Below are 25,530 nucleotides of genomic sequence, written 5' to 3'. Positions count from 1 at the left end.
CCTGAGGAATGCGCGTAGAATGACCCATCCGCAGATACTGTCCTTTGCCGTGATTATTCTCATGATGGGGGCATTTATCTGGGGTAAGTTTCGCTACGATATTGTGGCTCTTTGCTCACTACTGCTGGCTGTTGCGGTTGGCGTCGTTCCCTTCGATCAGGCCTTTACAGGTTTCAGCGACGATATCGTTATCATCGTTGGTAGCGCACTCATCGTTAGTGCAGGCGTTGCTCGATCCGGCCTCATGCAAGAAGCCGTCCAGCGTTTTCTTCCAGAAATGAACAGCGTGCGTTTGCAACTTGCTGTCCTTGTGGCAATCGTCACAGTTCTATCCGCATTCTTAAAAAATGTGGGCGCACTGGCAATCATGATTCCGGTCGCATTTCAGTTTGCGCGCCGTTCCAACGTTTCGCCATCCACATTTCTAATGCCGATGGCATTTGGTGCGCTTCTTGGCGGCTTGATGACACAGGTCGGCACTTCGCCCAACATCGTGGTTTCGCGTATTCGCGGCGAGATGGTGGGCGAGCCTTTCACCATGTTTGACTTCACGCCGGTTGGCGCTGTGTTGGCAGCGGTTGGGTTGATTTATCTCGTTACTTTTTATTGGCTGGTACCCCAGCGCACACGCGAAAGCGTCTCGCTGGACGAAGCTATCAAGATCAAGAATTATGCGTCAGAAGCAAGTGTAGCCGCCAATTCCTCCGTCATTGGAAAACGGATCAGCGACCTCATCAAGCCCGCGGAAGGCGAGGCCATGGTGACGTCAATCATTCGGAAGACGAGCCGCATTACGCCGCTGCCCGACACCGTTCTTCTCCAAAACGACGTTGTATTGCTGGAAGGAGATCCCAAGGCGCTCGATCTCGTGGTTAGCTCAGGAAAGCTCAGCCTGTCTAAGAACCGCAATCCATCCGATACGAGTGGGTCGACCGAGATCGAGGCTGTTGAAGCCGTTATTGGAACCAATTCCCGGCTCGTCGGCCTAAATGCTCAACAGCTCGATCTATATGCCCGCCATGAGGTCAATCTGCTCGCTGTCAGCAGACCAGGAGTGCGTATATCGGAGCGTCTGAGTGAAGTACGCCTTAACTTTGGTGATGTGGTCGTCTTGCAGGGCAGACAGGCGAGCCTGTCCACCTTTCTTACAGAGTTTGAACTGTTGCCGCTCGCAAGACGAAAACTCATGCTGGGGAGCGTGAGGCGCGGTCTGATCCCGTTGGCAATACTGATTGCGGCAATCGGTGCGACTGCACTCAGCTTAGTTCCGGTAGCAGTTGCGTTCTTCGCAGCAGCAGTCGCCATGCTGCTCTTTAAAGTTATCCCGGTCAATGAAGTCTACGATGAAATTGACGGACCCATCCTTGTGATGCTTGCCGCTCTCATTCCCGTTTCCGATGCGTTACGCACAACGGGCGGCACGGAGCTTATTGCTCAATGGCTTTCCAGCATCGGCCACCAGTTGCCGCCTGCTGGCGCTCTCGCGCTCATTCTTGTCACTGCAATGATGGTGACGCCGTTCCTCAACAATGCAGCAACCGTGCTGGTTATGGCACCGATTGCGACGAGCTTCGCATCGGGGCTTGGCTTCAGACCGGAAGCATTTTTGATGGCTGTGGCGATCGGCGCAGGTTGTGACTTCCTCACGCCAATCGGTCATCAATGTAATACATTGGTGATGGGGCCGGGCGGCTATCGTTTTAGCGATTATCCGCGGCTCGGTCTGCCGCTTTCAATCATCATCGCGCTTGTAACGATACCGACGCTGATGTTCTTCTGGCCGTTAAAGTAGATTGTCTGCACGCGCAGTCGACTGGACCCAGCTGAGACTTTCGGCAACTATTTTCTCAATCGGGTCAGCCACATCAGCTCGAAATACAAACGGCTCGCCGACAGGGCTTTCCAAGGTCGCAAGCTGACTTTCAAGCATTGTCACCGGCATAAAATGGCCGGTACGGTGGCCCATATGCTCGTACAGAACATCAAAGCTTCCATCGAGGAACACGAACAACAGCGGGCCATCTGATGCGTTGCGCAAGCGATCACGATAACTTTTTTTCAGCGATGAGCAGGACACAATGATACCGTTTTCTGCTGTCGCCAGTCTTTCGCCAATTGTATCGAGCCACGGCCAGCGATCTTCATCCTGCAAAGGAATGCCGGAGGCCATCTTGTCTACATTGGTTTTAGGATGGAGGCTGTCGCCCTCTAGAAAAGGCAGAACAAGCCCTGCGGCCAACTTCTCTCCAACAGTCGACTTTCCAGAGCCGGAAACTCCCATTACGATGATGTGCAACTTCATTTTCCTTAAAATGTTTCGAGCTGAAGATTAACGCGACTTGCCGCACCAACGACGTGGTTCCGCATGACTTCGCGCGCCTTCAGGGGATCACGCAGCGCAATCGCGTCTCGAATAGCAGTATGCTCTGCAATGGTGATTTCGACGATCTCTTCAAGCACAGCGCGGGCGCGGGCCGCCCGAATTGCCTGACTTATCCGCTCTGCAATGAAGCCTAAAACGAGCGGGAAATATTCATTGTGCGTTGCAGCTGCAAGCGCGCGATGAAATGTCAGATCGGCAGAAATCCCCTCATCCGTCCATTTTTCTCTTCCGTTCATCGCTGACAGCGCTTCATCGAGTTTGCACATATCCTCAGCCGTGTGATGCACAGCAGCAAGGCCAGCCGCTTCAATCTCAAGAGCCATACGCAATTGAAATAGGCTTTGGAAATGATCTCGATCAGCAAGTGTTTCTGGTTCGATGCGGATTGCATGACGACGATCTGGCTCGGTGACAAAAGCTCCAACGCCCTGCCGAGTTTCGATCAGCCCCTCATTGCGCAGCTGAGCAATTGCTTCGCGGATAACGGAACGGCTGACGCCAAAGCTTTGTGCGAGATTGTGCTCGGTGGGCAATTTATGCCCAGGCAGAAAACTACCTTCTGTAATCTGGCGCACAATTTCAGAAGCAATGCGGGCGGGTAGCTGCTCGTTGCGTCTAATTTCACCGAACACGTCCTGCTCCTCCCTGTATATCCTCTGCCACTGATTTGTCGTCAGTTTTTGCCCAAGTCAAGCGAAAGCTGGCACCCAGGGTTCATGATCGCATCGGGATCAAGAACGTGTTTCAGGCGGGTTAGAAGCGCTTTGCGTACAGGATCAAGACGGTTCTCGAAATCCTCCCGCTTTAGACGACCAATGCCATGTTCCGCGCTAATGCTACCGGCATAGCGATCAAGCACCCCATTGATGGTTTGCTTGGCACGTTTGATCTTCTTGTCCTTGCTCGCATTATCCAAATCGCTACGTGGAATGACGTTGAGGTGCACATTCCCGTCCCCAACATGACCATAAGAAATAGCCAAACAATCCGGCAGAGCTCCCGCCAGTTCAGCCTCAGCCTCGGCCACAAATGCGGCCAACTTTGAGAGCGGTACAGATACATCTGTGCGCAAATGCTTGCCGCGGAGCGCCTGCCCCTCATTCATCCCTTCGCGAAACTGCCAGAGATTTTGTGCTTGCATGCGTGAAGAAGCTATCGTGCCATCGAGCACAAGACCGCTTTCCAAAGCTTCGCCCAAAAAGGCTTCCATGAGTGCCGCAGTATCGACCAGACCAGAGCCTGATATTTCCATCAATACATAGGCCGGATATTGCCCTAAAGGCGCCACGAGGTCAGGTATTGCCTCTTGTGCGAGGGTAAATGCCATTGGTGGCATAAACTCGAACGCTGACATCAGATCACAACACTGAATGCGCGCACGACGATAAAGCGCGATTGCATCTTCCAGCGAATTGAGCCCAAGCATTGCAGTTTCAATCTTGTCGGGCAAAGGCATCAGCTTTATTGCAACAGCGGTGACAATCCCGAAAATGCCTTCAGCACCGATAAACAGTTGCTTAAGATCAATTCCGCGATTGTCTTTCCGCAAAGTTGAAAGCCCATTAAAGATGGCTCCATCAGGCATTACCACTTCAAGACCCAGCACCAGTTCTCTGGTCATTCCGTAGCGGAGAACGTTGACACCGCCGGCATTGGTACTAACGTTACCGCCAATCCGGCAACTTCCCTGTGCGCCTAATGAAAGCGGAAAGAACATCCCCTGTGCGGCGAGTTGCGTTTTCATTTCAAGGAGAATGCACCCAGCGTCGACAATCGCCGAAAAATCGTCGGGATCGACTTGCCGGATGCGGTTCATCCGTTCAAGGCTCAGTATAACAACATCGCTTTGACCATCGGGAACCCCGCCCTGCACCAAACCTGTGTTGCCGCCTTGCGGAATAATGCCAAGACCAAGCAAGCGGCACGTCTTGACAGCTTGCGAGACCTCTTCTGTGTTACGCGGCCGCAAAATGGCTACGGCAGCATTCTCCACATCGCCAGGAAAGTCGCGGCAATAACGCGGCATCGCCTCTGGATCGGTCAGCACCATATCCAATCCAAGCGCCTGTTTCAGTGCTACTTGCCGGTCAGTATTCATATTGAACGATTCTCGCATTTTAAACCTCAAGCCATATGATCATGACCTGTGTCATCATAAATCTCTGATCTACGCGAACATCAGCTGCACGGCATGCTATTTCATTCCAATTCTGGCGCCCGACGCATAAAAGAGTTTTCAACCATTGAATATATAGTTATCAGACAACCCAACAATATAATCTTGGAGGAATTGGATTGTGATGTTTTCAGCGTGACCAAAAGCGGCCAGCATTTGATTTGAACATCACGCCTTCATTCAGCAAATCCAATCATTCACATCTTGAACTGAACGAACCGGGAGGAATATCCGTGCAAGACAAGCATACTCTGAACTCGCCCGTCATCCTGCCAGAAGACAGCGCTTCGGCAGTGCTCATCGGACGTGTATGGTCGAAGGAAGAAAATGGTCCCTGCCCCGTATTGATCGCAAACGGCCGTGTGCATAATCTTTCAAACATTTCTGCAACCGTCTCAGGTTTGCTGGAGCGTAAGGAGTTGGTTGGCGAGTTGAAAGAAGTAAGCCGATTTGCTGATCTCGGCGCGCTTGACGACTATCTTTCCGGCGAAAAGGGTGAATTGCTTGCGCCAATTGATCTGCAGTCGATCAAGGCCGCAGGCGTGACCTTCGCTGACAGCATGCTTGAGCGGGTAATCGAAGAACAGGCCAAGGGCGATCCAAGCCGTGCTCGCGAAGTGCGCGATCGTCTGGCACCGGTGATCGGGGACAGCTTGCGCGGTGTTGCTGCAGGCTCCGAAAAAGCGGCACAAGTCAAAGCATTGCTTCAGGAAATGGGCCTGTGGTCGCAGTATCTGGAAGTCGGCATTGGCCCGGACGCTGAAATTTTCACAAAGTCACAGCCAATGTCTGCAGTCGGCTGTGGCGCGACCGTTGGCATTCTGCCAATTTCTCAGTGGAATAATCCAGAACCGGAAGTTGTTCTGGCTGTCGCTTCTGACGGCCGTATCGTTGGTGCAACGCTCGGAAATGACGTCAATCTGCGCGACGTCGAAGGACGTTCTGCATTGCTGCTTGGCAAAGCCAAGGATAACAACGCATCTTGCGCAATTGGTCCGTTCATCCGACTGTTTGACGGCGACTTCACCATGGACGTCCTGCGCAAGCTCAAGCTTTCGCTGAATGTAAACGGCACCGATGGTTTTGAGATGACCGGCGAAAGCCCGATGGAAGCAATCAGCCGCGACCCCGAAAATCTTGCCGGACAGATGATGAACCGTAATCATCAATATCCAGACGGCGCTGTTCTTTTCCTCGGCACCATGTTTGCGCCGGTCAAAGACCGTCGTGGCGCGGGTCAGGGCTTTACCCATGAAATTGGTGACAAGGTAGAAATTTCGACACCAAAGCTTGGGCGTCTGGTCAATTGGGTGGATCGCACCGATAATTGCGCAGAATGGACGTTTGGCATTCGTGCGCTGATCCAGAACCTGCAGAAGCGCAACCTACTCGACAAGATCTAAAATCAAAGGCCGCATATCATTTTTGATATGCGGCCTTTGATTTAGAGTGCATCCCGAAAAGTGTGAAACGGTTTTCGGACAAATATGCGCGTTAAAACAGATAATTAGAGCGCCGATCTGATCCAATCAGATCGAAATGCGCTCTAATTCAATGGAATGGCATTTCCGACTTTTGAAGACTGGTAGGCACCAGACATCGCGTCATATTTGGCACGAATGGCATCAAGTCGCTTTTTAAAGCGGGAACGATCCGGCTCGGGCAGCGAAGCCACCATTTTGGGGATCGAATGGCTGTGCCAGAAGCTATTGTCGCGGTTATAGCCGCCTGGTTCTAGAGTGAAGACTTCTTTGAGTATTTTCAGATCGTGTGGGATCGAAAACGCGTCGCGGGAATCCTCATGACTGAACAGATAATAGAAATTATCAAAGCCGCTCCAGGTAATTGCCGAAAGGCACATGGAGCAAGGCTCGTGCGTTGACAGAAAAACCATACTCTTCGTATCCGGGCGCCCCTGCTCCGGCATTTCATAGAAGCGCTTCAACGTATGCACTTCACCGTGCCAGAGCGGATTCTCGGTCTCGTTGTTGGTTTCAGCAAGTACTAGAGACAAATCAGACTTGCGCAATAATGCTGCCCCGAAAACCTTGTTGCCATCTGCAACGCCCTGCTCCGTCAGGGGAATAATGTCTTGCTCGATGACATCAAAAAGCTTCTCGAGCAATTTCAATTCTTCCGGTGTCATGCCCTTAACTCCCAAATAAGGTAGACTGGAGCATTTCCTGTTTACGATGAATCGTTGGAAATGCTGTATATCTTTGTTTTTGTGCACATCTCATTTCGAAAACCGGTTCCCACTTTTTGGGGATGTGTTCCAGATAATGCACCAAGAAAAACGCCGGGGTGTTGCCCCGGCGTTTGTTGTTATTCTGGGAAGAATGCGAAGCGGATCACGAACAATGCCGCCACGATCCAAGTCGCCAAGTGCACCTCACGCGCTTTGCCGGTTACAGCCTTCAGGACAACATAGCTGATGAAGCCAAAAGCAAGACCGTTTGCGATCGAGTAGGTGAAAGGAATTGAAAGCGCGGTAAGAGCTGCTGGTGCTGCTTCCGTGATTTCATCCCACTTGATTTCCGACAATTCACGCATCATCAGGCAAGCGACATAAACGAGCGCCGGCGCTGTTGCATAGGCAGGTACGGAACCAGCCAGTGGCGAAATGAAGAGCGCCGCGAGGAACAGCAGAGCAACAACAAGCGCCGTCAGACCTGTACGACCACCGGCCTGAACGCCCGAAGCGCTTTCGACGTAAGCTGTCGTTGAAGACGTGCCCAGCAGCGAGCCACCAAGAATTGCCGTGCTGTCTGCGAACAAAGCCTTACCAAGACGGTTTGGCTTGCCTGGTTCGATCAGGCCGCCACGTTTGGCAACGCCAATCAGCGTGCCCGTCGCATCAAACACTTCAACCAGGACGAAAACCAGAATGACGTGCAGGATACCGGTGTGCAGCGCTCCCATGATATCGAGCTGCAGGAAGGTTGGCGCAAGACTTGGAGGGGCGGAGAACACGCCGCCAAACTGGGTGATGCCCAGCGATATCGATGCGATGGTGACGACAAGGATACCGATCAGGATCGCACCGCGAACCTTGAGCGCGTCAAGAGCTGCGATGATAAAGAAGCCACCGATAGCGAGAAGAGGACCAGATTCACGCAAGTCACCAAGACCTACGAGCGTTGCTGGATTGTCAACGACGACGCCTGCGCTCTTCAACCCAATCAGGGCTAGGAACATGCCGATACCAGCAGCAATCGCGCTACGCAACGAATGCGGAATGCCCTCGACCAGCCAACGCCGGATACCCGTTACCGTCAGGAACAGGAAGATAATGCCGGAAATGAAGACCGCACCGAGCGCTTGTTGCCATGAGAAGCCCATAGCACCGACAACGGTAAAGGCGAAGAAAGCATTGAGGCCCATGCCTGGTGCCATGCCAATTGGCCAGTTGGCCACGAGCGCCATGACAATCGAGCCCAATGCTGCCGCAAGACATGTAGCAACGAAGACTGCGTTGCGATCCATGCCTGTTGTAGACAGAATATCAGGGTTGACGAAGATAATGTAAGACATCGTCAGGAAGGTCGTCACACCAGCGATGACTTCCGTTCTCACCGACGTGCCATGTTCCTGCAATTTGAACAGCTTTTCCAGCATGATCCCTCCAGGGCAAAAGCTCGCTTTCAAAGGCACCAATGATCAGCCGAGGGCAATTGCTTGCGATCAGCTGGATAAAATCGGTGCAATCTATTGCGATTGCCGTATTTGTTAGCCGCAGCCGCATTTTGCGCGAGCGGATTTGTTCCCCATACACCCAACGCGATCAAAAACACAGTTCTGCCGCAAGAATGCCTGTTTATTAACGTGATTTAGTTTGGACTGACTTTCGAAAGCGCGCCAGTCACCTATTCGGGCTTTATTTTTTGAAAGTGCTTCAAAAATGGTAGCTGTCTAAGTTACAGATACCAAACCTATCTATATGATTAAGCTAATGTTTTCAGAATAATACCTGTGCCATACATGCCAAGGGCAAAAAATGTATGGGCGACGAGATTGAGAATACGGACATTTCCGGCATTTGGCAAACGCGATGCTGCCCAGCCGATTCCCAAGCCTGGTTGCAAAAGAAACCAGCCTGCTGCCACGGTCAGGATACCGAATATCCAGACGGGAAGGAAAATTGGATTCGCAAACCATGCCGCGCCGCCATAAAGCGCAAATATAATGCCGTAGAGAATGCCAACAGCATAGTGACCGATCCAACCCAAGGCAACTTCATGCGCATAGGGTTTTGAAGCCGCAATATCATCATGAAATATCTGGCCTTTTCGTAAATGCCAGAACCAGCGACCCACAAGGCCCCAATTTGGGCGAGACTGCCCCGGAAATTGCGCAAGAACCAATGCCCAGATGTCCATAATGATCGTCGCGCCTAAGCCGATCAAAGTTCCATTTATGATGAGATTGAGCATGGTGAGGTCCTTGTGCCGTCGGGCAGCCACATAACCGTGTGACCGCCCGACACGCAAGGCATATAATCAGTCAGAGTGAATGCTCGGCAATAAAACAAAATGCAATTATGCTTCACATTAACAGTTAAAATAACTTTCGGTCATGAAAGACTCAATAAATTGGCGGCAATGAAGACAGGTGAGTTAGCAGTAATAACTATTCACAGACCCATCTTCATCGCCAGCCCCCGCATCACATCAATACTCCTTCAGCCACCTTCCACTCAAGTGGCAGATGTCCCAAATAGAATATCGTTTTGTCTCATTGGATGGAATCGCTGTCGGGCGCGAATAAATATGACGCCACTTGCAGATAGCAGATTTCTTATGAAATTTCCTAGGCGTTCAAAATGAGCGACCGATAGAATAAATTTGCAATATACATATAAAAAACAAAAGCGCCGGGACTGGAGTACCGACGCTTTGTTATTTTATTTCAGTTTCACTTTCGGGGCGATTAATTATCAGCCGCGCCATCAGTGATTACTTACCGAAAACTGCGCTCTGGATCTGAGAACGCGAAACTCCGATATCGGCAAGAAGATGGTCGTCCATTGCACCCAGTTCACGCATTGCGCGACGGCGGGAAACGTACTGCTGGAATTTCTGACGAATGTTCATTTCTTTTCTCCTCGTTGGATGCCTGTTAAATAGTCTTTTGCACAAAATTCCACCACGGATATGATTGCAAATGAGGCATGCGTTTTCGATGGAGCTCGCCTTCTTGAAAACGCCGCAATCGCCTACGTCGTAGGGGATTGCGGCCGGTCATTATTTTGAATTTTATAAAATTGCCTTTTGCAAAACCGGCTTTAATCGATTAATCCGGTCAGCGGAGGAGATTATCTCTAGCCCATTGCGGACACCACCATGCTTTACGGTATTTTCCTCGCGTTTGCGTCCTATGCTGCATTCGCTGTAAGCGACGCCTGCGTCAAGTTTCTCGACGGCACGCTATCGCCCTATGAAATAGCCTTTTATGGTGCTGTTCTGGGCTCTCTCGCCATACCCTTTGTCAAGAAACCCGAAGATCAGTGGCTCGATATGTTTCGAACCACAAATATAAAGCTCTGGTTACTTCGTACACTCACCGCTGCAATGGGTGTCATTGGCAGTGTCGTAGCCTTCACGCATCTTTCTATGGCCGAAGCTTTTGCGCTTATCTTCCTGCTCCCAGCATTTGTGACGATACTCTCGGTGATTTTCCTCAAAGAGCAGGTTGGCTGGCGTCGATGGTCAGCGGTCGTGATCGGCTTTATCGGCGTTATGGTTGTTTTGCGTCCGGGCTTTCGTGAATTGTCTATTGGTCATCTGGGTGCACTGGGCGCAGGCTTGGGCGGCGCATTCAGCATCATCATTTTCCGCGCCATGGGCAAAAAGGAAAAGCGCATCTCGCTTTATACGGCCGGGCTTGTCGGACCGATCCTGATCTGTGGCGTGCTTATGATCCCAAGTTATCAGACCCCGTCTGCCGTTCAGTGGGGCTATCTCGCTGGTTATGGCCTGCTTGCGGCGCTTGCCAACATTCTGCTGATGCTTGCAGCGCATCGTGCACCTGCAAGCGCGATTGCCTCACCACAATATAGCCAGATGCTCTGGGCGATCCTGTTTGGCTATTTCATCTTCCACGACCATATCGACCTTCCGATGCTTATTGGCATCATATTGATCACGATTTCAGGCCTGTTCACGTTTGTACGCGAACGCCAGCGCGGCGTGGAAGGTCCAGCAGCCGTTGCCACTTCCGATCCATCGCCTGCCTTGGCTGAAGAAAAATAAGGCAGCACATATCGCACACTCGTGATCTTTCCGATTATTTGAAAGGCCTGAAACGGGTTCCCAGTTTCAGGCGACGTGCTATAACATGCTCGGAATTCCCACCAGCACTCGCGCGTCTTCCAGAAAATTAGTCTGATGTCGAAAGCGTCGAACGCGGGTCTGCGCGGAAGAACGAGATTTAAAAGGACGAATAGAATGACCGAGACGCGAGCAATGTGGACCTATTACAAGGGTGAATGGCGTGAAGGCGATGTGCGCATACTTGGTGCAGCATCGCATGCAACCTGGCTCGGGTCGCTCGTTTTCGATGGTGCGCGTCTATTTGAAGGCGTCACACCGGATCTTGATCTTCATGCCGCCCGCGCAAATGATTCAGCACGGGCGCTTGGACTCGCCCCCACTCTGAGCGGCAATGACATTGAAGCGCTGGCCCGCGAAGGCCTGAAGAAGTTTGCTCCCGACACAGACGTCTATATCCGCCCCATGTATTGGGCAGAGGACGGAGACACCAGCACGGTTGCTGCTGCTCCTGAATCGACCGATTTTGCCCTTTGTCTCGAAGCCATTCCCATGGTCGAGCCAAAGGGCTTTACCGTTACGACAACATCGTTCCGTCGTCCTTATCTCGAAGTGATGCCGGTCAATGCCAAGGCTGCATGCCTTTATCCGAATAACGCCCGTATGCTGCGAGAAGCCAAGGCCAAGGGCTTCCACAATGCGCTTGTGACCGACGTGCTCGGTAATGTTGCAGAAACTGCGACGTCAAATGTGTTCATGGTTCGTGGCGGCGAAGTTTTCACGCCTGTTCCCAATGGCACCTTCCTCAACGGCATTACGCGTCAACGCGTGATTGGACTTCTGCGTGAAGCGGGCGTCAACGTTCACGAAACGACACTTAAGGTTCAGGACTTCCGCGAAGCAGATGAAATTTTTTCGACCGGCAATATGAGCAAGGTTGTGCCAATCATCGGCTTTGATGAACGCAAACTGGAGTATGGTGCTGTTACCAAGCGCGCGCGTTCGCTCTATTGGGAATGGGCACATAGCTGATAGAAGCGCTGATAAGCCATTATTTTACTAGCATCACGGTAACTGTCTGAATGCTTGAACATACCCCGTTGTTTATGACAGTTGCCGTTATTGCGGCTTTTCTGGTTGGGCTGTCGAAAGGCGGCTTGCCGTCAGTTGGAACGCTTTCGGTTCCACTGATGGCGTTGGTTATATCGCCGGTCACAGCCGCCGCTCTTCTGCTGCCAATCTATGTTGTCAGCGACATGTTCGGCCTATATCTCTACCGCCATCATTTTTCAGCGCGAAATCTGGCGATCCTTACTCCTGCCGCTATTGTCGGCATCGAGCTTGGTTGGTTGTTCAGCTCACATCTTTCAAGCACGTTCATTGGGATGCTTGTGGGACTTGTTGGCCTCTTTTTCTGCTTCAATGTCTGGGTGGGCGCCAGATATCGCCGTCAGGCGCGCAAGGCGGATATTCCCGGCGGAACGTTCTGGGGCATTCTGACTGGTCTTACGAGCTTTGTTTCACATTCTGGCGCTCCGCCCTTCCAGATGTATGTGTTGCCACAGCATCTTGAAAAGCTCGTCTTTGCCGGCACTTCGACCATCCTTTTTGCGATCGTCAACGCGGTTAAACTGATCCCCTATTGGCAATTGCAGCAGTTTTCCAATCTCGACTGGTCGCTCGGTCTTTGGCTTTTGCCTGCCGCAATTATTGGAACATTTGTCGGCGCAAAGCTCACCCGCATCATGCCAGACGGTCCGTTTTTCCTGTTGGTTCAGCTGACGCTTTTCGGACTTTCAATCAAGCTGATTGCTGATTGGATTGTACCCTTCTTCGTGGCTTAAGAAGACCTTGCCAGCAGCATTCCCATAAGCCACTCTCCCGGTGAGGGAGGACGCGGGTATGAAAAATGCGGATGCAATTATCATTGGCTCAGGTCTGGCGGGGCTTGTAGCTGCTCAAGAGCTCACGAGCGCCGGGCGGAAAGTCATCCTGCTTGAACAGGAAGGCGAAAATTCAGTCGGCGGGCAAGCGTTCTGGTCGCTTGGTGGGCTGTTTATGGTCGACAGTCCCGAGCAACGACGTCTAGGCATAAAGGATAGCCTTGATCTGGCTCGGCAAGACTGGCTTGGATCAGCGCAATTTGATCGCCCGGAAGATTATTGGCCCAAACAATGTGCTGAAGCCTATTTGCAGTTTGCAGCCGGTGAGATGCGATCTTGGCTGCACAGTCTCGGTATGCGCTGGTTTCCCGTTGTTGGCTGGGCAGAACGCGGAGGTGCTCAAGCACACGGTCACGGAAATTCCGTTCCGCGTTTTCATGTGACATGGGGCACTGGCCCCGGAGTGGTCGCTCCCTTTGAACGTCTGATGCGGGAGGCTATTTCAAATGGCTTGCTCACACTGAAATGCCGCCACCGTGTCAATGAAATTGTCATGACCAACGGACAGGCAAGTGGAGTTCGCGGGGATATTCTTGTGCCTTCCACAGTCGCACGCGGACAATCGTCATCACGTGACACCGCCGGTCAATTTGAACTGTCAGCCAGTTGCGTGATCGTAACATCGGGCGGTATCGGCGGCGATCCAGAACGTGTCCGTAAGGCATGGCCGCGCGACAGGCTAGGCAACCCACCCGAAAATATGGTGCTAGGTGTGCCTGCGCATGTGGATGGCCGCGGCATCGACATAGCCGTAGCTGCAGGTGGACACGTTATTAATGGCGACCGTATGTGGCACTATACGGAAGGTCTTCGCAACTGGAGCTCCATCTGGCCCAATCATGGCATCCGTATTCTGCCGGGACCGTCATCGATGTGGTTCGATGCGGAAGGCAACCGCCTACCCTCACCCTATCTGCCTGGTTTCGATACCCTCGGCACGCTTAAGCATATTCTGGCAACGGGTTATGATTATTCGTGGTTTATTCTCACTGAGAAGATCATTCGCAAGGAGTTTTCTCTCTCGGGCTCCGAGCAAAACCCGGACCTCACCGGCAAAGACTGGAAGCTTCTGATCAAAAGCCGCCTTGGCAAATCGCCGCCACCTCCTGTTAAGGCATTCATCGATCATGGCGAGGATTTCATTACTGCAACCAGTATTGAAGAACTTGTCGTCAAGATGAACCGGCTAACCGGAGAAAAGCTGCTGAACCTCGCTCATATCCGCAACCAGATCGAAGCGCGTGATCGCGAAGTTACCAATCGTTATTCCAAGGACGCACAGATCACAGCCATCCACAATGCACGTGCTTATATTGGCGACCGGCTGACACGCGCGGTTCCGCTTCACGCGTTGCTTGATCCGAATAACGGTCCGTTGATTGCCGTCAAACTGCATATCCTGACCCGGAAAACCCTCGGTGGACTGCATACAGATCTAAATTCTGCTGTTCTCAACGAGAAAGGCGAGCCTGTTCCGGGCCTTTATGCAGCTGGAGAAGCAGCAGGCTTTGGTGGTGGTGGTTATCACGGGTATAATGCGTTGGAAGGGACTTTCCTCGGAGGCTGCATATTCTCTGGCCGAGCTGCAGGAAGAGGTGCAGCACGTGCGCTTTAGAGAAATGCGGAACCACACCTATCGTCCCGCGTTCGGTAAGTAGTGAATGACGTCAACGGAGGCACATCATGGTTGAGCTGGTCAATAATATCGAGAATATCGAATTCATTATCTCCAAAGCGCGTGAATATGACGTTCAGGTGCCCGCAGTTGATGAAAATTCCGGCTCAAATGCCTCCGATGACGGCGATATTGATATCCTTGATGCCTCCATCGACAATCCCACGCGTAAGGAATTGGTGGCAGCCATTCGTTCTCTCAATGAAGACGAAAGAGTAGAGTTATTGGCCTTGGTATGGGTCGGGCGCGGCGACTTCAGTGCTGAGGAATGGGAAGAGGCTCTCTCAACCGCAAGTGATCGCCACAATGGACGCGAGGCAAAGTATCTGCTCGGTATCCCCCTCCTAGGTGATTACATTGAAGAGGGACTGGAAACGCTGGGCATCGAGTTTGAAGCTTACGATAATGAATAAGAAAAATTGATACATCCATCGAACCTTCTGTTTTGACGCAGCCTCTTATGGCGGCTAGTCTCCGCGCAAATCAGGGAAACGGGTGGAATATCGCCTCTCAAAGACAACATTCCCATCAAAGACGGCATTCAAGGAGGACTTCATCATGCTTCAGAAAAATCTGGATCAAAAAACGGATTTCTATATCGACGGCGCGTGGCGCTCCCCACTTGAAGCAAAATCGATTGAGGTCATCAACCCGGCGACCGAAAAGCCTTATGCAGTAATTTCTGCAGGTTCAGCCGCTGATATTGATCTCGCAGTTGCAGCCGCTCGCAAAGCGTTTCCATCATGGAGCGAAACGCCCGCTGAAGAACGTATCGGCTATATTCGCCGTATTGTTGAAATTTATGAACGCCGTCTTGAAGAAATGGCTCAGGCAATTTCCAAGGAAATGGGCGCGCCAATCAAGCTCGCACGTGAATCTCAGGCTGCTGCCGGGCTGTCGCATACCAAGGCGTTCATCGCAGCTTTTGAGAATTTCGAGTTTGAAGAAATTCTTTCACAAAAGCATTCCAATCAGGCCATCGTGCGTGAACCGATTGGCGTCTGCGGTCTGATTACGCCATGGAATTGGCCGATGAACCAGATCGCACTCAAGGTCATTCCCGCAATTGCAGTGGGCTGCACGGTTATCCTCAAGCCGTCCGAAATCGCACCGATGTCAGCCATGCTGTTTGCTGAATTTGTTGATGAGGCAGGTCTGCCAAAAGGCGTGTTCAATCTTGTCAATGGCGAGGGCCCGGTTGTCGGTGAAGCGATGTCGCAGCATCCCGATATCGACATGATGTCATTTACTGGTTCAACCCGCGCAGGCACCGCTGTTTCTCGCGCGGCTGCAGCAACCGTCAAGCGCGTGTCGCTTGAACTCGGCGGCAAATCGCCAAACATTGTGTTCGCTGATAGCGACCTTGAAAAGGCCATCGAGCGCGGTGTGAACCATTGCTTTGAGAATACCGGCCAGTCGTGCAATGCCCCAACACGTATGCTGGTTGAACGTTCGGTTTACGATAAGGCGGTCGAGTTCGCCAAAAAAGCAGCCGCGAAAACCACTGTTGATGATCCGGCCAAGGACGGCGAACATATCGGTCCTCTTTCCTCTTCGATCCAGTTTGAAAAGGTTCAGGCGCTGATTCAGAAGGGTATTGATGAAGGTGCGCGTCTGATTGTCGGCGGCACAGGACGTCCCGATGGTATTTCGGAAGGTGACTTCGTCAAACCGACAATCTTTGCTGATGTAAACAATGATATGACAATCGCCCGTGAGGAAATCTTTGGCCCTGTGCTGGCGATGATCCCTTTCGATACAGAAGAAGAAGCAATCGCCGTTGCCAACGACACACCTTATGGGCTTGCGGCCTATATCCAAACCGGCAATCCAGAGCGGGCCAAACGTGTTGCGCGCAAGCTCCGTGCAGGCATGATCCAGATCAACGGAACGTCGCGTGCACCCGGAAGCCCGTTTGGCGGATACAAGCAGTCCGGCAATGGTCGTGAAGGCGGCAAATGGGGTCTCGAAGACTTCATGGAAGTCAAGCTCATCAGCGGCTGATAAACCTCATCAGAGCAAACAAAAAGCGCCGGTTATCCGGCGCTTTTTTATCTGGGATTTCTGCCAGCTATAATAAGCGGCACAACAGGCACATGATACCCTGGTACCCCCGAACCTGTTCCTTGACGGAATATACAAAATGACTACAGTCAACCGTCAAGGAATGGGTTTAATTAGTAAGAGGAGCCCAGCTTCAAGCTGGCGAATTCCGGGGAATCCAGCAGATCCTGATGATGGGCGCGTGCCACATCTGGATGTGAGCGCAGACGGCTCTTCAGGTTGTTCTGGCCTACTTCGCGGAAGAGCGTATTGAGCGGATCGACTGTTACGCCGCGTTCCTTCGTCTTCAGTTCTTCCGGCAAATCGATAACAGGGATCGTCGCGTCATAGCGAGCGCCCAGGAAGAAGGCGACTGAGAAGCGCTCAGTTCCAGCAGGTGGTGCGACAACGCCATGAACATCGGCTTTCACGAAGCCGTTGGTTGCCAGTTCAAGCAACTCACCAGTGTTGATAACAAACGTACCCGGCACCGGCGGTGCATCAATCCAGACACCGTCTTCACGCTGCACGCGCAGACCCGGCACAACGTCTTGAAGCAGCACAGTCACGAAGCCGCCGTCCTTATGCGCACCAACGCCCTGCTCGCTTTCAGCGACATCACGACCCGGATAGCGAATAATTTTCAGAAGCTGGGACGGGTGAGGCTCATAAATCTGTGCGAAGAAATCTTCGCTCTGACCAAGCGCCTGCGCAATGGCTTTCAGAACATCTATACCAACGCGTGTGACTTCCGCTTGATAGGCAAGCAATAGTGGCTTCAATTCAGGCAGTGCTTCTGGCCACTGATTAGGGCCAATCAAACGCTTCCATGCCGGGCTGTCAGGACCCAATTCGGTGGGTTCTGCTTCGGTGTTGATATCGAGTTGCTCACGCCAATCCTGCTCGCCACGGGTGCGTTCAAGACCGGCACGGTTATAGCCGCGGAAATGCGATGTGTTGATCATTTCGATCTTGAGCTTTTCTTCCGTGGGCAAGGCGAAGAAGCGCTTGGCCGTAGCCACAACATCAGAGATCAGTTCAGGGTCAACACCATGGCCTGTCAGGTAGAAAAAGCCATGATCATGAAGCGTGCGGCGAAGCTCATCAATGAAGCTTTTCCTTTCTTCAGGTGAACCATTGTAACGAGAGATATCAAGCAGCGGCAGGTTGATCGGATGTGAGTGTGCGGTCATTTTATGTCTCCTCTAAATTTCAGCGTAAGCGGCGGCTGCGCGCTACGCGATGATTGACGACCCGAGCGGCATAATCGCCCGTAACTTGAATGGACTGAACGATGGCGACAAGAATGATCACAACGGCGATCATCACTTCTGGCATAAAACGCTGATAACCAAAGCGGATACCGAGATCGCCAAGACCGCCACCGCCAACTGTACCCGCCATGGCCGAATAACCGACAAGGCTCACCAGCGTGACAGTCTGGCCTGCGATAATTCCAGGTAAAGCCTCGGGCAGAAGAACCTTGAATATGATCTGCAACGGCGTTGCACCCATACTTTCAGCAGCTTCTATAAGACTTTGATCTACCTCACGCATTGCGGTCTCAGCAAGGCGCGCATAGAGCGGAATGATTGCAACTGTCAGTGGCACGATTGCCGCGTAAGTGCCGACCGTCGTGCCTGCCACAAGACGGGTAAACGGAATGATTGCCACCATCAGAATGATGAAAGGCGTGGACCGCACCAAATTGACGATAGTGCCCGCAATGCGGTTGAAAACTGGTCGCTCAAGGAACTGTCCCGGAGCAGTCACAACCAACGCGATGCCGAGCGGCAAGCCGATCAGGGTCGAGAGAATTGCGGAAGCAGCCACCATCATGATCGTCTGCTTGAGTGACTCGAGCAGCAGGTTGACAAGCGCAGGTGAAAGCAGATCAGACAACATGGCCGAGTACCTCTCCATGCAGATCGAGCGAAGTAAGATATGCGAGGACGTCAGCAAGATCAGGCTCGCCGTTTTCAGCGATCAGCGTCATGATTCCGAGCGGCTTTCCGCCGATATAATCGATGCGCCCATGCAAGATATTTGGATTGATACCAAAGCGCTGAACAAGTGTTGCCACCACCGGTGAATGGGCAGCCTCACCCGAAAAGATAATCCGCAATACAGGGTTCGATCCGGGAACTGCTTCTGGCATCAGTTTTTGCGCAACTTCAGGCGGCAGATCATGCGCTACGATGCTCGAGAGAAACGACCGTGCGATGGTCGATTTTGGAAAAGCGAAAACATCAAATGTCGGGCCGCTCTCAACCACGCGCCCCCCCTCGAGTACTGTCACATGATCCGCAATCTGGCGCACCACATCCATCTCGTGGGTTATCAAAACGATACTCAGGCCAAGACGACGATTGATATCCTTGAGAAGTGCCAAAATTTGTTCGGTTGTTTCAGGGTCAAGCGCAGACGTAGCCTCGTCTGATAAAAGGACACTTGGCTCCAACGCCAAAGCACGTGCAATGCCCACACGCTGTTTCTGCCCGCCAGACAACTCGGACGGATAAGCATCGGCCTTTCCATCCAGCCCGACCAGATCAAGCAGTTCAGAAACGCGCTTGCGGATGCTTTCGCGCGGGACTCCAGCCAATTCCATAGGGAGAGCTATATTAGCTGCAGCACTTCGAGAGGAAAGAAGGCTAAAATGTTGGAATATCATGGATATATCGCGACGGGCCTGTCGCAGTTCACGACTTTCCAGTTGGCTCACCTGACGTCCAGCGACGAAAACATCACCTCTTGTTGGCTGCACAAGACCATTAAGGCATCGTACCAGCGTGCTTTTACCAGCACCTGAACGACCAATGATACCGTGTATAGATCCTTTGCCGACCTGCAACGAAACGTCGTCTAAAACCGCGCCAGCTTTCGGATCATAGGTCTTGGTCAGCGACTTAACCTCAATGATCGGCGGTACGGAGCCGACCTGGCTCCGTGCTGTTTTAGCTATGCGAACCGAAAGGTTCATCTCACCATCCCGCAATGATATTGCCTTCGAACTTCTGTTCGATAAAGGCTTTGACTTCTGGCGACTTGTAGGATTCGATCAAGGTCTTGACCCAAGGCGCATCCTTGTTCTTTTCCGCAACGGCGATGAGGCAGAAATAGTCGGACAGCTGGTCTTCAATCAGGATTGCGTCGCGGCTTGGAACTAGACCGGCGCTCAGCGCGAAGTGAGATGTGATTACCGAAAAATCGACATCTTCCAATGAACGAGCAAGCTGGGCGGTTTCCATTGGAATGATTTTTACTTTCTTCGGGTTCTCAACAATGTCGAGCTCTGTGGCATTGAATGTCACGCCGGGTGTAAGCTTGAGAATACCGCTCTTTTCAAGCAGCTTCAGCGCGCGCCCGGCATTGCTTGGATCATTCGGGATTGTGATCTGTGCACCTTCCGGCAGGTCTGCGAGCGTCTTGAACTTATGTGAATAGCCCGCCATCGGCAGAAGAACTGTGTTACCGCCAACGGCTACGAGATTAAGCCCGCGATCCTTGTTCTGCTGGTTCAAATATGGCGTGTGCTGAAAACCATTTGCATCGAGATCACCATCATTCGTTGCCGGATCAATCATTGCGCCATCGGAAAACTCAACGATTTCGATCTCAAGTCCCTTGGCTTTCGCGATCGGCGCCAGAGCTTCAGCGATCTGGGCATGCGGACCGGACGTGACACCGAGGCGTATCTTTTCGGCCAACGCAGGCGATGCTGCCAGAATAGAAAGCAAAACCGCTGATAGAGCGCCACGAATGAAAGGGGTATATTTCATGCAAATGTTCCTCGAAATGATCTTTTTGGGCCGTTTCTTAAGCGGGTGTTTTTTCGCATGTCTTTATCCCAAAACCGGCATCCACTTTTGGGAGACGTGCCTCAGGAAGCCGCGCGCCAGTTTTGTTTTGCTGACCACTGACCAAGCCGATAGACAGCTTCTGAAAGGGTTTCTTGCTTCTTGGCAAAGCAGAAGCGAACATGGCTTTTCACGTCGCGCTCACCGTAGAAGGAAGAAACCGGGACTGGTGTCACACCGGCCTCAAGCGTCAGGCGGTGACTAAAGGCGAGATCATCGCCATCGGGATCAAGCGCGCTGATATCGGCGACGGCAAAATAGGTTGCCGGAGCATCCGCAATCTCAAAACCCGCGCCCCGCAAGCCGCTGAGCAACAGATCGCGGCGCGCTGCCAGCGTCTCACGCAGATTGATGAAATAACCGTCGGGCAATGAAAGACCGACAGCGACAGCGGCTTGCAAGGCAGGCGGAGTGGTAAAGGACACGTATTGATGAGCGCGGGCAATCGGCGCGAGGAGTTTTGCGGAAGCTGTCACATAGCCAACTTTCCAGCCCGTTACTGAAAAGCTTTTTCCAGCGGAACCGATCCGCACGACGCGATCTCGGATATCAGGCACAGCCAAGAGCGAGTGAAAGGGTCTGCCGTCGAAGATCAGGTGCTCATAGACCTCATCCGAGATAATCGTCAGATCGTGCTTAATCGCAAGGGAGGCTAGAAACTCAAGCTCTTGCGGATCAAAAATCTTGCCAATCGGGTTCATCGGCGTATTGACGACAATCAGCTTTGTCTTTGCTGTAATCGCTTTTTCCAGCGCCTCGCGCGGCAATTCCCAGTGTGGCGGTGCTAGGCGAAGCGGCACGACTTTGCCGCCCGCACGGCGAATAAGGGTCGCATAGGCATCATAAACAGGCTCGAAGACGATGACTTCATCGTCGTGGTCAAGCAGCGCCAGAAACGTATCGGTCAGAGCTTCCGTAGCACCGGACGTGACCAGAACCTCGGTCTCCCAATCTATGTCCAATCCGAGAAACCGTCGCGCATTGTCTGCAACCGCTTTGCGCAAAGATGAAAGCCCAAGCATCGGCGGATACTGATGCGAGCCATCACGCAATGCCCGAATTGCGGCTTCAACAAGCTCCTGCGGCTCAAAGCCTTCCGGAAACCCCTGTCCGAGATTAATTGATCCAGTTTCTGCGGCAAGGCGCGACATGGATTCAAAAATGGACGTGCTTGTTGCACCAAATATTGGATTGACCATCAAATCGCCCCGCTGCGCATTATGAATTACGGCGGAACGATAGGGTTTATAAAAACATCAAACAAAGCATGGGCTTGCTGTTCTACCTCCATAACCGGAATGCTTTTTCTTAAAACGGTATAAGTAGAATAGTTTTCGACGCCTGCTTAAAAATTGATCACAAAAACATCGACAATCAGTGTTGGTGACGAGCCTTCCAAAGCTCCTCTGCCTTTTTATGGAATTGACCATAGCTGTCATTATCGGCCTGGAGAACAGTCATCAAAGCCATGGCCGTTGATGCGATAACCGTCAACTCAGCGCGCTCATCGCTGGCGGTGCCGGACCAGACGGCAAGCCAATATTCAAAAGTCGTCTGGCTAGTGTGTTTCTCAGTTCCAACCTTCGACAACATAGGCAGAGTCAGCTCTGATTTCTGACTATTAAACAATCTGTGGATTGTATGCGTGTGATGTGGGACCAATTCAGCCACATCGCGGCTTGTCGAAACGACTGAAACAGAAGGCAAGTCGAGCAAGGCTCCTGCATCACGATGCAATTCACGGTAAGCCGGCTGCGTCACACCAAGGAAAGAAGCTGGAAGCCCCATCGGATTGAGCAGATGCGCGACGCTGTTGATGGACGATCTTGAATCAAATAGCGGATAGAGCGAGAGCAAAGCATGGACTTGCGCTGCAAACCCCGCCACCGGCATGAAGCAGATGCCGTGTGCTTTCAAGGCACTTTCAGCCGACGAAAGCGAACTGGTAATTGGCATGTTGAGAGCTTCAGCGGCCAGCTCAAGCTTGCCTGAAAGTTCGCCCGTGCCACAGTTGCCGTGAAGCGCTACCGGATAACCTGCCTGAGCGACAAGAATTGCCGCCAGCATAAACCACGGTGCTTGATGAGAATTCGGTGAAAGGTAGGCAGGCCAATCAAGCGCAGGTAAGCGAGTATTTGCCGTTGTTGAGCAATATTTGCGTGCGGCCTGTGTCATGCCCGCGAGTTCAGGTGCTGTTTCACCACGATAATGAATCAGTCGTAGCAAGGCACTGATTTGCATGGGGTCTGCCTCCCCTGCGAATATCGTATTAAAAGCATCTTCTGCTTCATACATTTCCAACGGGCGCGTATAGCCAACCTTTCGCCCGGTGATTGCTATGTATTTTGCCAGTCGTCGAGCAGGATCGTTTTCATCCTGAATATTGGCGAACTGTGCCGCGAGCTGTTCCGGTGTTGGGTGATTTTCAAGTTTCACGACTCTCCGGATTCCGAGCGGCGGGGGTGCAGCAATGGCGCTCGTACGTGCCCAACCATGTCTGCCTTTGCAATGAGCTTTCGACGTGTCATCGCCATCAAAACTCATCAGTGCTTCGGTTTCATTTGCCAAACGACGTAAGCGCCCCCGCAAAGCTTCGGCTTTGGGCGTGGCAATCATGTTGCGTCCAGACCGTATGAAAATTGGATCATCGAACTTTTCACGGATTTGGCCAAGCAATCGGCTCATAGCAGCCATACTCAACCCCATCTGTTTGGCAGCACCTCCAACGCTTCCTTCCACAAGAAGGGCATCGAGCGCGATCAACAGACGTAATTGACCGAGTTTCAAGCTTTCGCCGTCCGCCATTCCCGCCTCTGCCTGTGATTTCATGCGCTTGCCAGACATTGCTGCTTCATCCGTTCAGTTGCGTTTTACAAAACTTAGAATCGTTATAAAAGATGACCGTTGACGTCATCTTATTGCCATACATAAGGAGAGCAGAAAACTCAACTTTAAGGGTGACATTTATGACCAGCTTGTTTCGGGGATTGCGCGCTCATGGTACGCAGAACAGGCAATTGGCCAGCAAATCGCTTTTCGCAAAAGCCATTCTTGCGGGCACATGCCTTTCAACCGCACTTATTCTGAGTGGAACTGTTTCTCTCGCACAGACAACCTCAGCTGAGGAAGAAGCCGCGAAAAAGAAACAGGCCGAAGCGCAAGCCGCAGAACAAGTAAGCCCCGAAGGCGGCATCAAACTCAATCAGATCGTCGTGTCTGCAACGGGGTTTGAACAGAACATTACTGACGCACCTGCAAGCATTTCGGTTGTTCCAGGTGAAGAACTGGAAAAAGGCGCCTATCGTGATTTGACTGATGCCTTGAAAGGAGTTCAGGGCGTCGCAGTGACTGGTCCTGCAGCGGAGCGCGATATCTATATTCGCGGACTTCCGGGTGCCTATACGCTCATTCTGGTTGATGGAAAACGCCAGAGTACACGTGATGCTCGTACCAACGGCAATGCCGGTTTCGAACAAAGCTTCCTGCCTCCTGCCAATGCGATAGAGCGAATCGAAGTCATCCGTGGGCCCATGTCTTCGCTTTATGGCTCGGACGCCATGGGCGGTGTTATCAATGTCATCACCAAAAAGGTATCGGACAAGTGGAGCGGTTCGCTCAGCGTAGACACAACGTTGAACCAACACTCCAAGTTCGGAAACTCGCTGCAAGGCTCTTATTATATTACCGGTCCTCTCGTTCCTAACCTTGTTGGCGTTCAGGTCTGGGGGCGTGGCCTCAAGCGACAGGAAGATCAGATCACCAGTGGCACGCCGGAACAGCGCGATATCGACATTACTGGTCGTATCACCATCACTCCGAATAAAGACCACGACATCATGCTTGAGGTCGGGAAGACGAAGTTGCGTCGTGATGCAACGGTTGGCAAGACTGCGGCTTCGGGAACAGATGCTTATAATCTGAATGACCGCAACCATTGGTCGATAAGCCACACTGGTCGTTGGGGTCCGACCACGTCAGAGTTCTCGTTCTTGCAGGAAACTGCAGAGCGCACCAACTTCAACTGGAATGCAACTCGTGCGGCATATGACGAAAATCTGCGTTCTCCTCATATCCGCAACTCCATTCTCGATGGAAAGTTCACCACGCCATTCGAACTTTACGGCAGCCACACTTTGGTGACGGGAGGGCAGTTTATCGAATCGGTACTGACTGATCAGAATCCAGGTAATCGTACCGGTCTTGATGAGGAGTTCTCTGTCAAGCAGTGGGCACTTTTTGCTGAAGACGAGTGGTGGCTAACGCCTGACTTTGCATTAACGGGTGGTCTTCGCATGGATCACCATGAAATCTATGGCGCTCATTGGAGTCCCCGTGGTTACGCCGTTTGGCATGCAACTGAACAACTCACCTTCAAAGGCGGTATATCTACCGGTTTCCGTGCCCCAGAAATTCGCACGATCGCGCCCGGTTATGCTTACACAACGGGTGGCGCAGGATGTAGTTACGGTCCAAACGGCACCTGCGGTGTCATTCTTGGTGCACCCGGATTGCAGCCAGAAAAAAGCACTAGCTATGAAGCAAGTGTGCTCTGGGATAATCAGTCAGGCTTACGTCTTGGTGCGACCTACTTTTATACTGACTTCAAAGACAAGATCGCAAACGAACTTGTAACAGATCCTGCAACTGGTCTTCCAGTACGTTGGGAACAGGATACAAACTACCGTTTGTGGCGTAGTTTCAATATTGACGATGCTGTCATGCAGGGCGTGGAACTTACCGCTGATTGGGAATTGACCGATACAGTCACTTTGCGCGGTAACTATACCTATACCGACTCCGAGCAGAAAACCGGTACATATGCCGGTCTGCCGCTTGCTCGCACGCCAAAACATATGGCCAGCCTGCGTGGTGATTGGGAAACTCCGATTGATGGCCTTAAAGCCTGGGCAGCTGGTAACTATAACGGTGAAGAAACAAATGCAGGTGCTCGTATTGGAACTGCAGGTACACCCGTCTACGCAGCGGATGGAAAGACAGTCCTTGCGCGCAAGTATAAAGGTTACGCAACGTTTGACCTCGGCGGCTCTTACGAGTTCAGCGAAAACGTGACCCTCAATGCGGCCGTCTACAATATTTTCGATAAGAAAATCGGTGTTGACGAATTCAACAATGTTGTTGAAGGCCGTCGCCTCTGGCTCGGCATGACCTCGCGCTTCTAAG

Annotated in this window: 22 protein-coding genes; 9 read left to right on the top strand and 13 right to left on the bottom strand. The window is 52.0% G+C overall.

Going from position 1 to position 25,530, the window contains the following annotated elements; genetic code table 11:
* Nucleotides 1-19: 19 nt before the first annotated feature.
* Nucleotides 20-1,792, top strand: coding sequence for an SLC13 family permease (locus OIV19_RS04150; RefSeq protein ID WP_264230767.1), 1,773 nt, complete (start codon nt 20-22; stop codon nt 1,790-1,792).
* On the opposite strand, the gene OIV19_RS04145 is transcribed toward OIV19_RS04150, so the two are convergent.
* From OIV19_RS04145 to OIV19_RS04135, 3 genes are read right to left on the bottom strand one after another with little or no spacing between them, the layout of a single operon-like run.
* On the bottom strand, nt 1,784-2,302 hold the full coding sequence (locus tag OIV19_RS04145; protein WP_264230766.1) for a gluconokinase: 519 nt from the start codon (nt 2,300-2,302) through the stop codon (nt 1,784-1,786). The two genes, OIV19_RS04150 and OIV19_RS04145, sit on opposite strands and share 9 nt — an antisense overlap.
* A 5-nt stretch (nt 2,303-2,307) precedes the next feature.
* Nucleotides 2,308-3,015, bottom strand: coding sequence for a FadR/GntR family transcriptional regulator (locus tag OIV19_RS04140; protein ID WP_151092179.1), 708 nt, complete (start codon nt 3,013-3,015; stop codon nt 2,308-2,310).
* 41 nt (nt 3,016-3,056) lie between these two features.
* Nucleotides 3,057-4,499, bottom strand: a complete 1,443-nt coding sequence (locus OIV19_RS04135) for an FAD-binding oxidoreductase (protein ID WP_264230765.1) — start codon at nt 4,497-4,499, stop codon at nt 3,057-3,059.
* Between the two features lie 293 nt (nt 4,500-4,792).
* Between OIV19_RS04135 and OIV19_RS04130 the strand changes: the two genes are divergently transcribed.
* A complete protein-coding gene (locus tag OIV19_RS04130) occupies nt 4,793-5,962 on the top strand; it encodes a fumarylacetoacetate hydrolase family protein (RefSeq protein ID WP_264230764.1) in 1,170 nt (389 codons plus the stop codon).
* A gap of 143 nt (nt 5,963-6,105) precedes the next feature.
* Here OIV19_RS04130 and OIV19_RS04125 read toward each other — a convergent pair whose 3' ends face one another.
* The 4 genes from OIV19_RS04125 to OIV19_RS04110 form a co-directional block, all read right to left on the bottom strand.
* Entirely contained in the window at nt 6,106-6,705 is a 600-nt protein-coding gene (locus OIV19_RS04125; RefSeq protein ID WP_264230763.1) for a deaminase, read from the bottom strand.
* Nucleotides 6,706-6,884: 179 nt separating this feature from the next.
* Entirely contained in the window at nt 6,885-8,177 is a 1,293-nt protein-coding gene (locus OIV19_RS04120) for an NCS2 family permease (protein WP_095444340.1), read from the bottom strand.
* Nucleotides 8,178-8,503: 326 nt separating this feature from the next.
* Nucleotides 8,504-8,992, bottom strand: a complete 489-nt coding sequence (locus OIV19_RS04115) for a DUF2938 domain-containing protein (protein WP_151092172.1) — start codon at nt 8,990-8,992, stop codon at nt 8,504-8,506.
* Between the two features lie 522 nt (nt 8,993-9,514).
* Nucleotides 9,515-9,652 (bottom strand): DUF1127 domain-containing protein, encoded by a 138-nt coding sequence (locus tag OIV19_RS04110; RefSeq protein WP_084486677.1) that lies wholly within the window; start codon nt 9,650-9,652, stop codon nt 9,515-9,517.
* Between the two features lie 249 nt (nt 9,653-9,901).
* On the opposite strand from OIV19_RS04110, the gene OIV19_RS04105 reads away from it, so the two are divergent.
* The 6 genes from OIV19_RS04105 to OIV19_RS04080 all read left to right on the top strand — a co-directional run bounded on the left by OIV19_RS04105 (nt 9,902) and on the right by OIV19_RS04080 (nt 16,450).
* Nucleotides 9,902-10,810: a DMT family transporter gene (locus OIV19_RS04105; RefSeq protein ID WP_151092170.1), complete on the top strand. Its 909-nt coding sequence runs from the start codon at nt 9,902-9,904 to the stop codon at nt 10,808-10,810.
* Between the two features lie 195 nt (nt 10,811-11,005).
* Nucleotides 11,006-11,860: a branched-chain amino acid aminotransferase gene (locus OIV19_RS04100; RefSeq protein ID WP_264230762.1), complete on the top strand. Its 855-nt coding sequence runs from the start codon at nt 11,006-11,008 to the stop codon at nt 11,858-11,860.
* A 50-nt stretch (nt 11,861-11,910) separates the two neighbouring features.
* A complete protein-coding gene (locus tag OIV19_RS04095) occupies nt 11,911-12,672 on the top strand; it encodes a sulfite exporter TauE/SafE family protein (RefSeq protein ID WP_264230761.1) in 762 nt (253 codons plus the stop codon).
* 58 nt (nt 12,673-12,730) lie between these two features.
* Nucleotides 12,731-14,386, top strand: a complete 1,656-nt coding sequence (locus OIV19_RS04090; protein ID WP_264230760.1) for an FAD-binding dehydrogenase — start codon at nt 12,731-12,733, stop codon at nt 14,384-14,386.
* 68 nt (nt 14,387-14,454) lie between these two features.
* Nucleotides 14,455-14,859 carry a DUF3775 domain-containing protein gene (locus tag OIV19_RS04085; protein ID WP_151092162.1) on the top strand — a complete coding sequence of 135 codons (405 nt, stop codon included), beginning with the start codon at nt 14,455-14,457 and terminating at the stop codon, nt 14,857-14,859.
* A 145-nt stretch (nt 14,860-15,004) separates the two neighbouring features.
* A complete protein-coding gene (locus tag OIV19_RS04080) occupies nt 15,005-16,450 on the top strand; it encodes an aldehyde dehydrogenase family protein (RefSeq protein ID WP_095445651.1) in 1,446 nt (481 codons plus the stop codon).
* A 173-nt stretch (nt 16,451-16,623) separates the two neighbouring features.
* Here the strand turns inward: OIV19_RS04080 and OIV19_RS04075 are convergent, their stop codons facing one another.
* The 6 genes from OIV19_RS04075 to OIV19_RS04050 form a co-directional block, all read right to left on the bottom strand.
* Nucleotides 16,624-17,682: an isopenicillin N synthase family dioxygenase gene (locus tag OIV19_RS04075; RefSeq protein WP_151092160.1), complete on the bottom strand. Its 1,059-nt coding sequence runs from the start codon at nt 17,680-17,682 to the stop codon at nt 16,624-16,626.
* A gap of 19 nt (nt 17,683-17,701) precedes the next feature.
* Entirely contained in the window at nt 17,702-18,394 is a 693-nt protein-coding gene (locus OIV19_RS04070; RefSeq protein ID WP_264230759.1) for a methionine ABC transporter permease, read from the bottom strand.
* Nucleotides 18,384-19,472, bottom strand: a complete 1,089-nt coding sequence (locus OIV19_RS04065; protein WP_264230758.1) for a methionine ABC transporter ATP-binding protein — start codon at nt 19,470-19,472, stop codon at nt 18,384-18,386. Before OIV19_RS04065 ends, OIV19_RS04070 begins: the two co-directional genes overlap by 11 nt.
* A gap of 1 nt (nt 19,473) precedes the next feature.
* Nucleotides 19,474-20,271, bottom strand: coding sequence for a MetQ/NlpA family ABC transporter substrate-binding protein (locus OIV19_RS04060; RefSeq protein WP_264230757.1), 798 nt, complete (start codon nt 20,269-20,271; stop codon nt 19,474-19,476).
* 101 nt (nt 20,272-20,372) lie between these two features.
* Complete coding sequence (locus tag OIV19_RS04055) at nt 20,373-21,548, bottom strand: aminotransferase (protein ID WP_264230756.1); 1,176 nt, start codon at nt 21,546-21,548, stop codon at nt 20,373-20,375.
* Nucleotides 21,549-21,723: 175 nt separating this feature from the next.
* Complete coding sequence (locus OIV19_RS04050; RefSeq protein ID WP_264230755.1) at nt 21,724-23,193, bottom strand: glycosyl transferase family protein; 1,470 nt, start codon at nt 23,191-23,193, stop codon at nt 21,724-21,726.
* Nucleotides 23,194-23,315: 122 nt separating this feature from the next.
* Between OIV19_RS04050 and OIV19_RS04045 the strand changes: the two genes are divergently transcribed.
* Nucleotides 23,316-25,529, top strand: coding sequence for a TonB-dependent receptor domain-containing protein (locus tag OIV19_RS04045; RefSeq protein WP_264230754.1), 2,214 nt, complete (start codon nt 23,316-23,318; stop codon nt 25,527-25,529).
* The last annotated feature ends 1 nt before the right edge of the window (nt 25,530 follow it).

It is taken from the genome of Brucella sp. HL-2 (assembly GCF_025846885.2).
Taxonomy (GTDB): Bacteria; Pseudomonadota; Alphaproteobacteria; order Rhizobiales; family Rhizobiaceae; genus Brucella; species Brucella quorumnocens.
This window is presented reverse-complemented; position numbering and strand designations above follow the sequence as displayed.

What these genes read in the sequence shown, in the direction of transcription:
- OIV19_RS04150 (WP_264230767.1), top strand. Translation starts at nt 20, where the DNA reads ATGACCCATCCGCAGATACTGTCCTTTGCCGTGATTATTCTCATGATG.
- OIV19_RS04145 (WP_264230766.1), bottom strand. Translation starts at nt 2,302, where the DNA reads ATGAAGTTGCACATCATCGTAATGGGAGTTTCCGGCTCTGGAAAGTCG.
- OIV19_RS04135 (WP_264230765.1), bottom strand. Translation starts at nt 4,499, where the DNA reads ATGCGAGAATCGTTCAATATGAATACTGACCGGCAAGTAGCACTGAAA.
- OIV19_RS04125 (WP_264230763.1), bottom strand. Translation starts at nt 6,705, where the DNA reads ATGACACCGGAAGAATTGAAATTGCTCGAGAAGCTTTTTGATGTCATC.
- OIV19_RS04120 (WP_095444340.1), bottom strand. Translation starts at nt 8,177, where the DNA reads ATGCTGGAAAAGCTGTTCAAATTGCAGGAACATGGCACGTCGGTGAGA.
- OIV19_RS04115 (WP_151092172.1), bottom strand. Translation starts at nt 8,992, where the DNA reads ATGCTCAATCTCATCATAAATGGAACTTTGATCGGCTTAGGCGCGACG.
- OIV19_RS04110 (WP_084486677.1), bottom strand. Translation starts at nt 9,652, where the DNA reads ATGAACATTCGTCAGAAATTCCAGCAGTACGTTTCCCGCCGTCGCGCA.
- OIV19_RS04105 (WP_151092170.1), top strand. Translation starts at nt 9,902, where the DNA reads ATGCTTTACGGTATTTTCCTCGCGTTTGCGTCCTATGCTGCATTCGCT.
- OIV19_RS04100 (WP_264230762.1), top strand. Translation starts at nt 11,006, where the DNA reads ATGACCGAGACGCGAGCAATGTGGACCTATTACAAGGGTGAATGGCGT.
- OIV19_RS04095 (WP_264230761.1), top strand. Translation starts at nt 11,911, where the DNA reads ATGCTTGAACATACCCCGTTGTTTATGACAGTTGCCGTTATTGCGGCT.
- OIV19_RS04090 (WP_264230760.1), top strand. Translation starts at nt 12,731, where the DNA reads ATGAAAAATGCGGATGCAATTATCATTGGCTCAGGTCTGGCGGGGCTT.
- OIV19_RS04085 (WP_151092162.1), top strand. Translation starts at nt 14,455, where the DNA reads ATGGTTGAGCTGGTCAATAATATCGAGAATATCGAATTCATTATCTCC.
- OIV19_RS04080 (WP_095445651.1), top strand. Translation starts at nt 15,005, where the DNA reads ATGCTTCAGAAAAATCTGGATCAAAAAACGGATTTCTATATCGACGGC.
- OIV19_RS04075 (WP_151092160.1), bottom strand. Translation starts at nt 17,682, where the DNA reads ATGACCGCACACTCACATCCGATCAACCTGCCGCTGCTTGATATCTCT.
- OIV19_RS04070 (WP_264230759.1), bottom strand. Translation starts at nt 18,394, where the DNA reads ATGTTGTCTGATCTGCTTTCACCTGCGCTTGTCAACCTGCTGCTCGAG.
- OIV19_RS04065 (WP_264230758.1), bottom strand. Translation starts at nt 19,472, where the DNA reads ATGAACCTTTCGGTTCGCATAGCTAAAACAGCACGGAGCCAGGTCGGC.
- OIV19_RS04060 (WP_264230757.1), bottom strand. Translation starts at nt 20,271, where the DNA reads ATGAAATATACCCCTTTCATTCGTGGCGCTCTATCAGCGGTTTTGCTT.
- OIV19_RS04055 (WP_264230756.1), bottom strand. Translation starts at nt 21,548, where the DNA reads ATGGTCAATCCAATATTTGGTGCAACAAGCACGTCCATTTTTGAATCC.
- OIV19_RS04050 (WP_264230755.1), bottom strand. Translation starts at nt 23,193, where the DNA reads ATGTCTGGCAAGCGCATGAAATCACAGGCAGAGGCGGGAATGGCGGAC.
- OIV19_RS04045 (WP_264230754.1), top strand. Translation starts at nt 23,316, where the DNA reads ATGACCAGCTTGTTTCGGGGATTGCGCGCTCATGGTACGCAGAACAGG.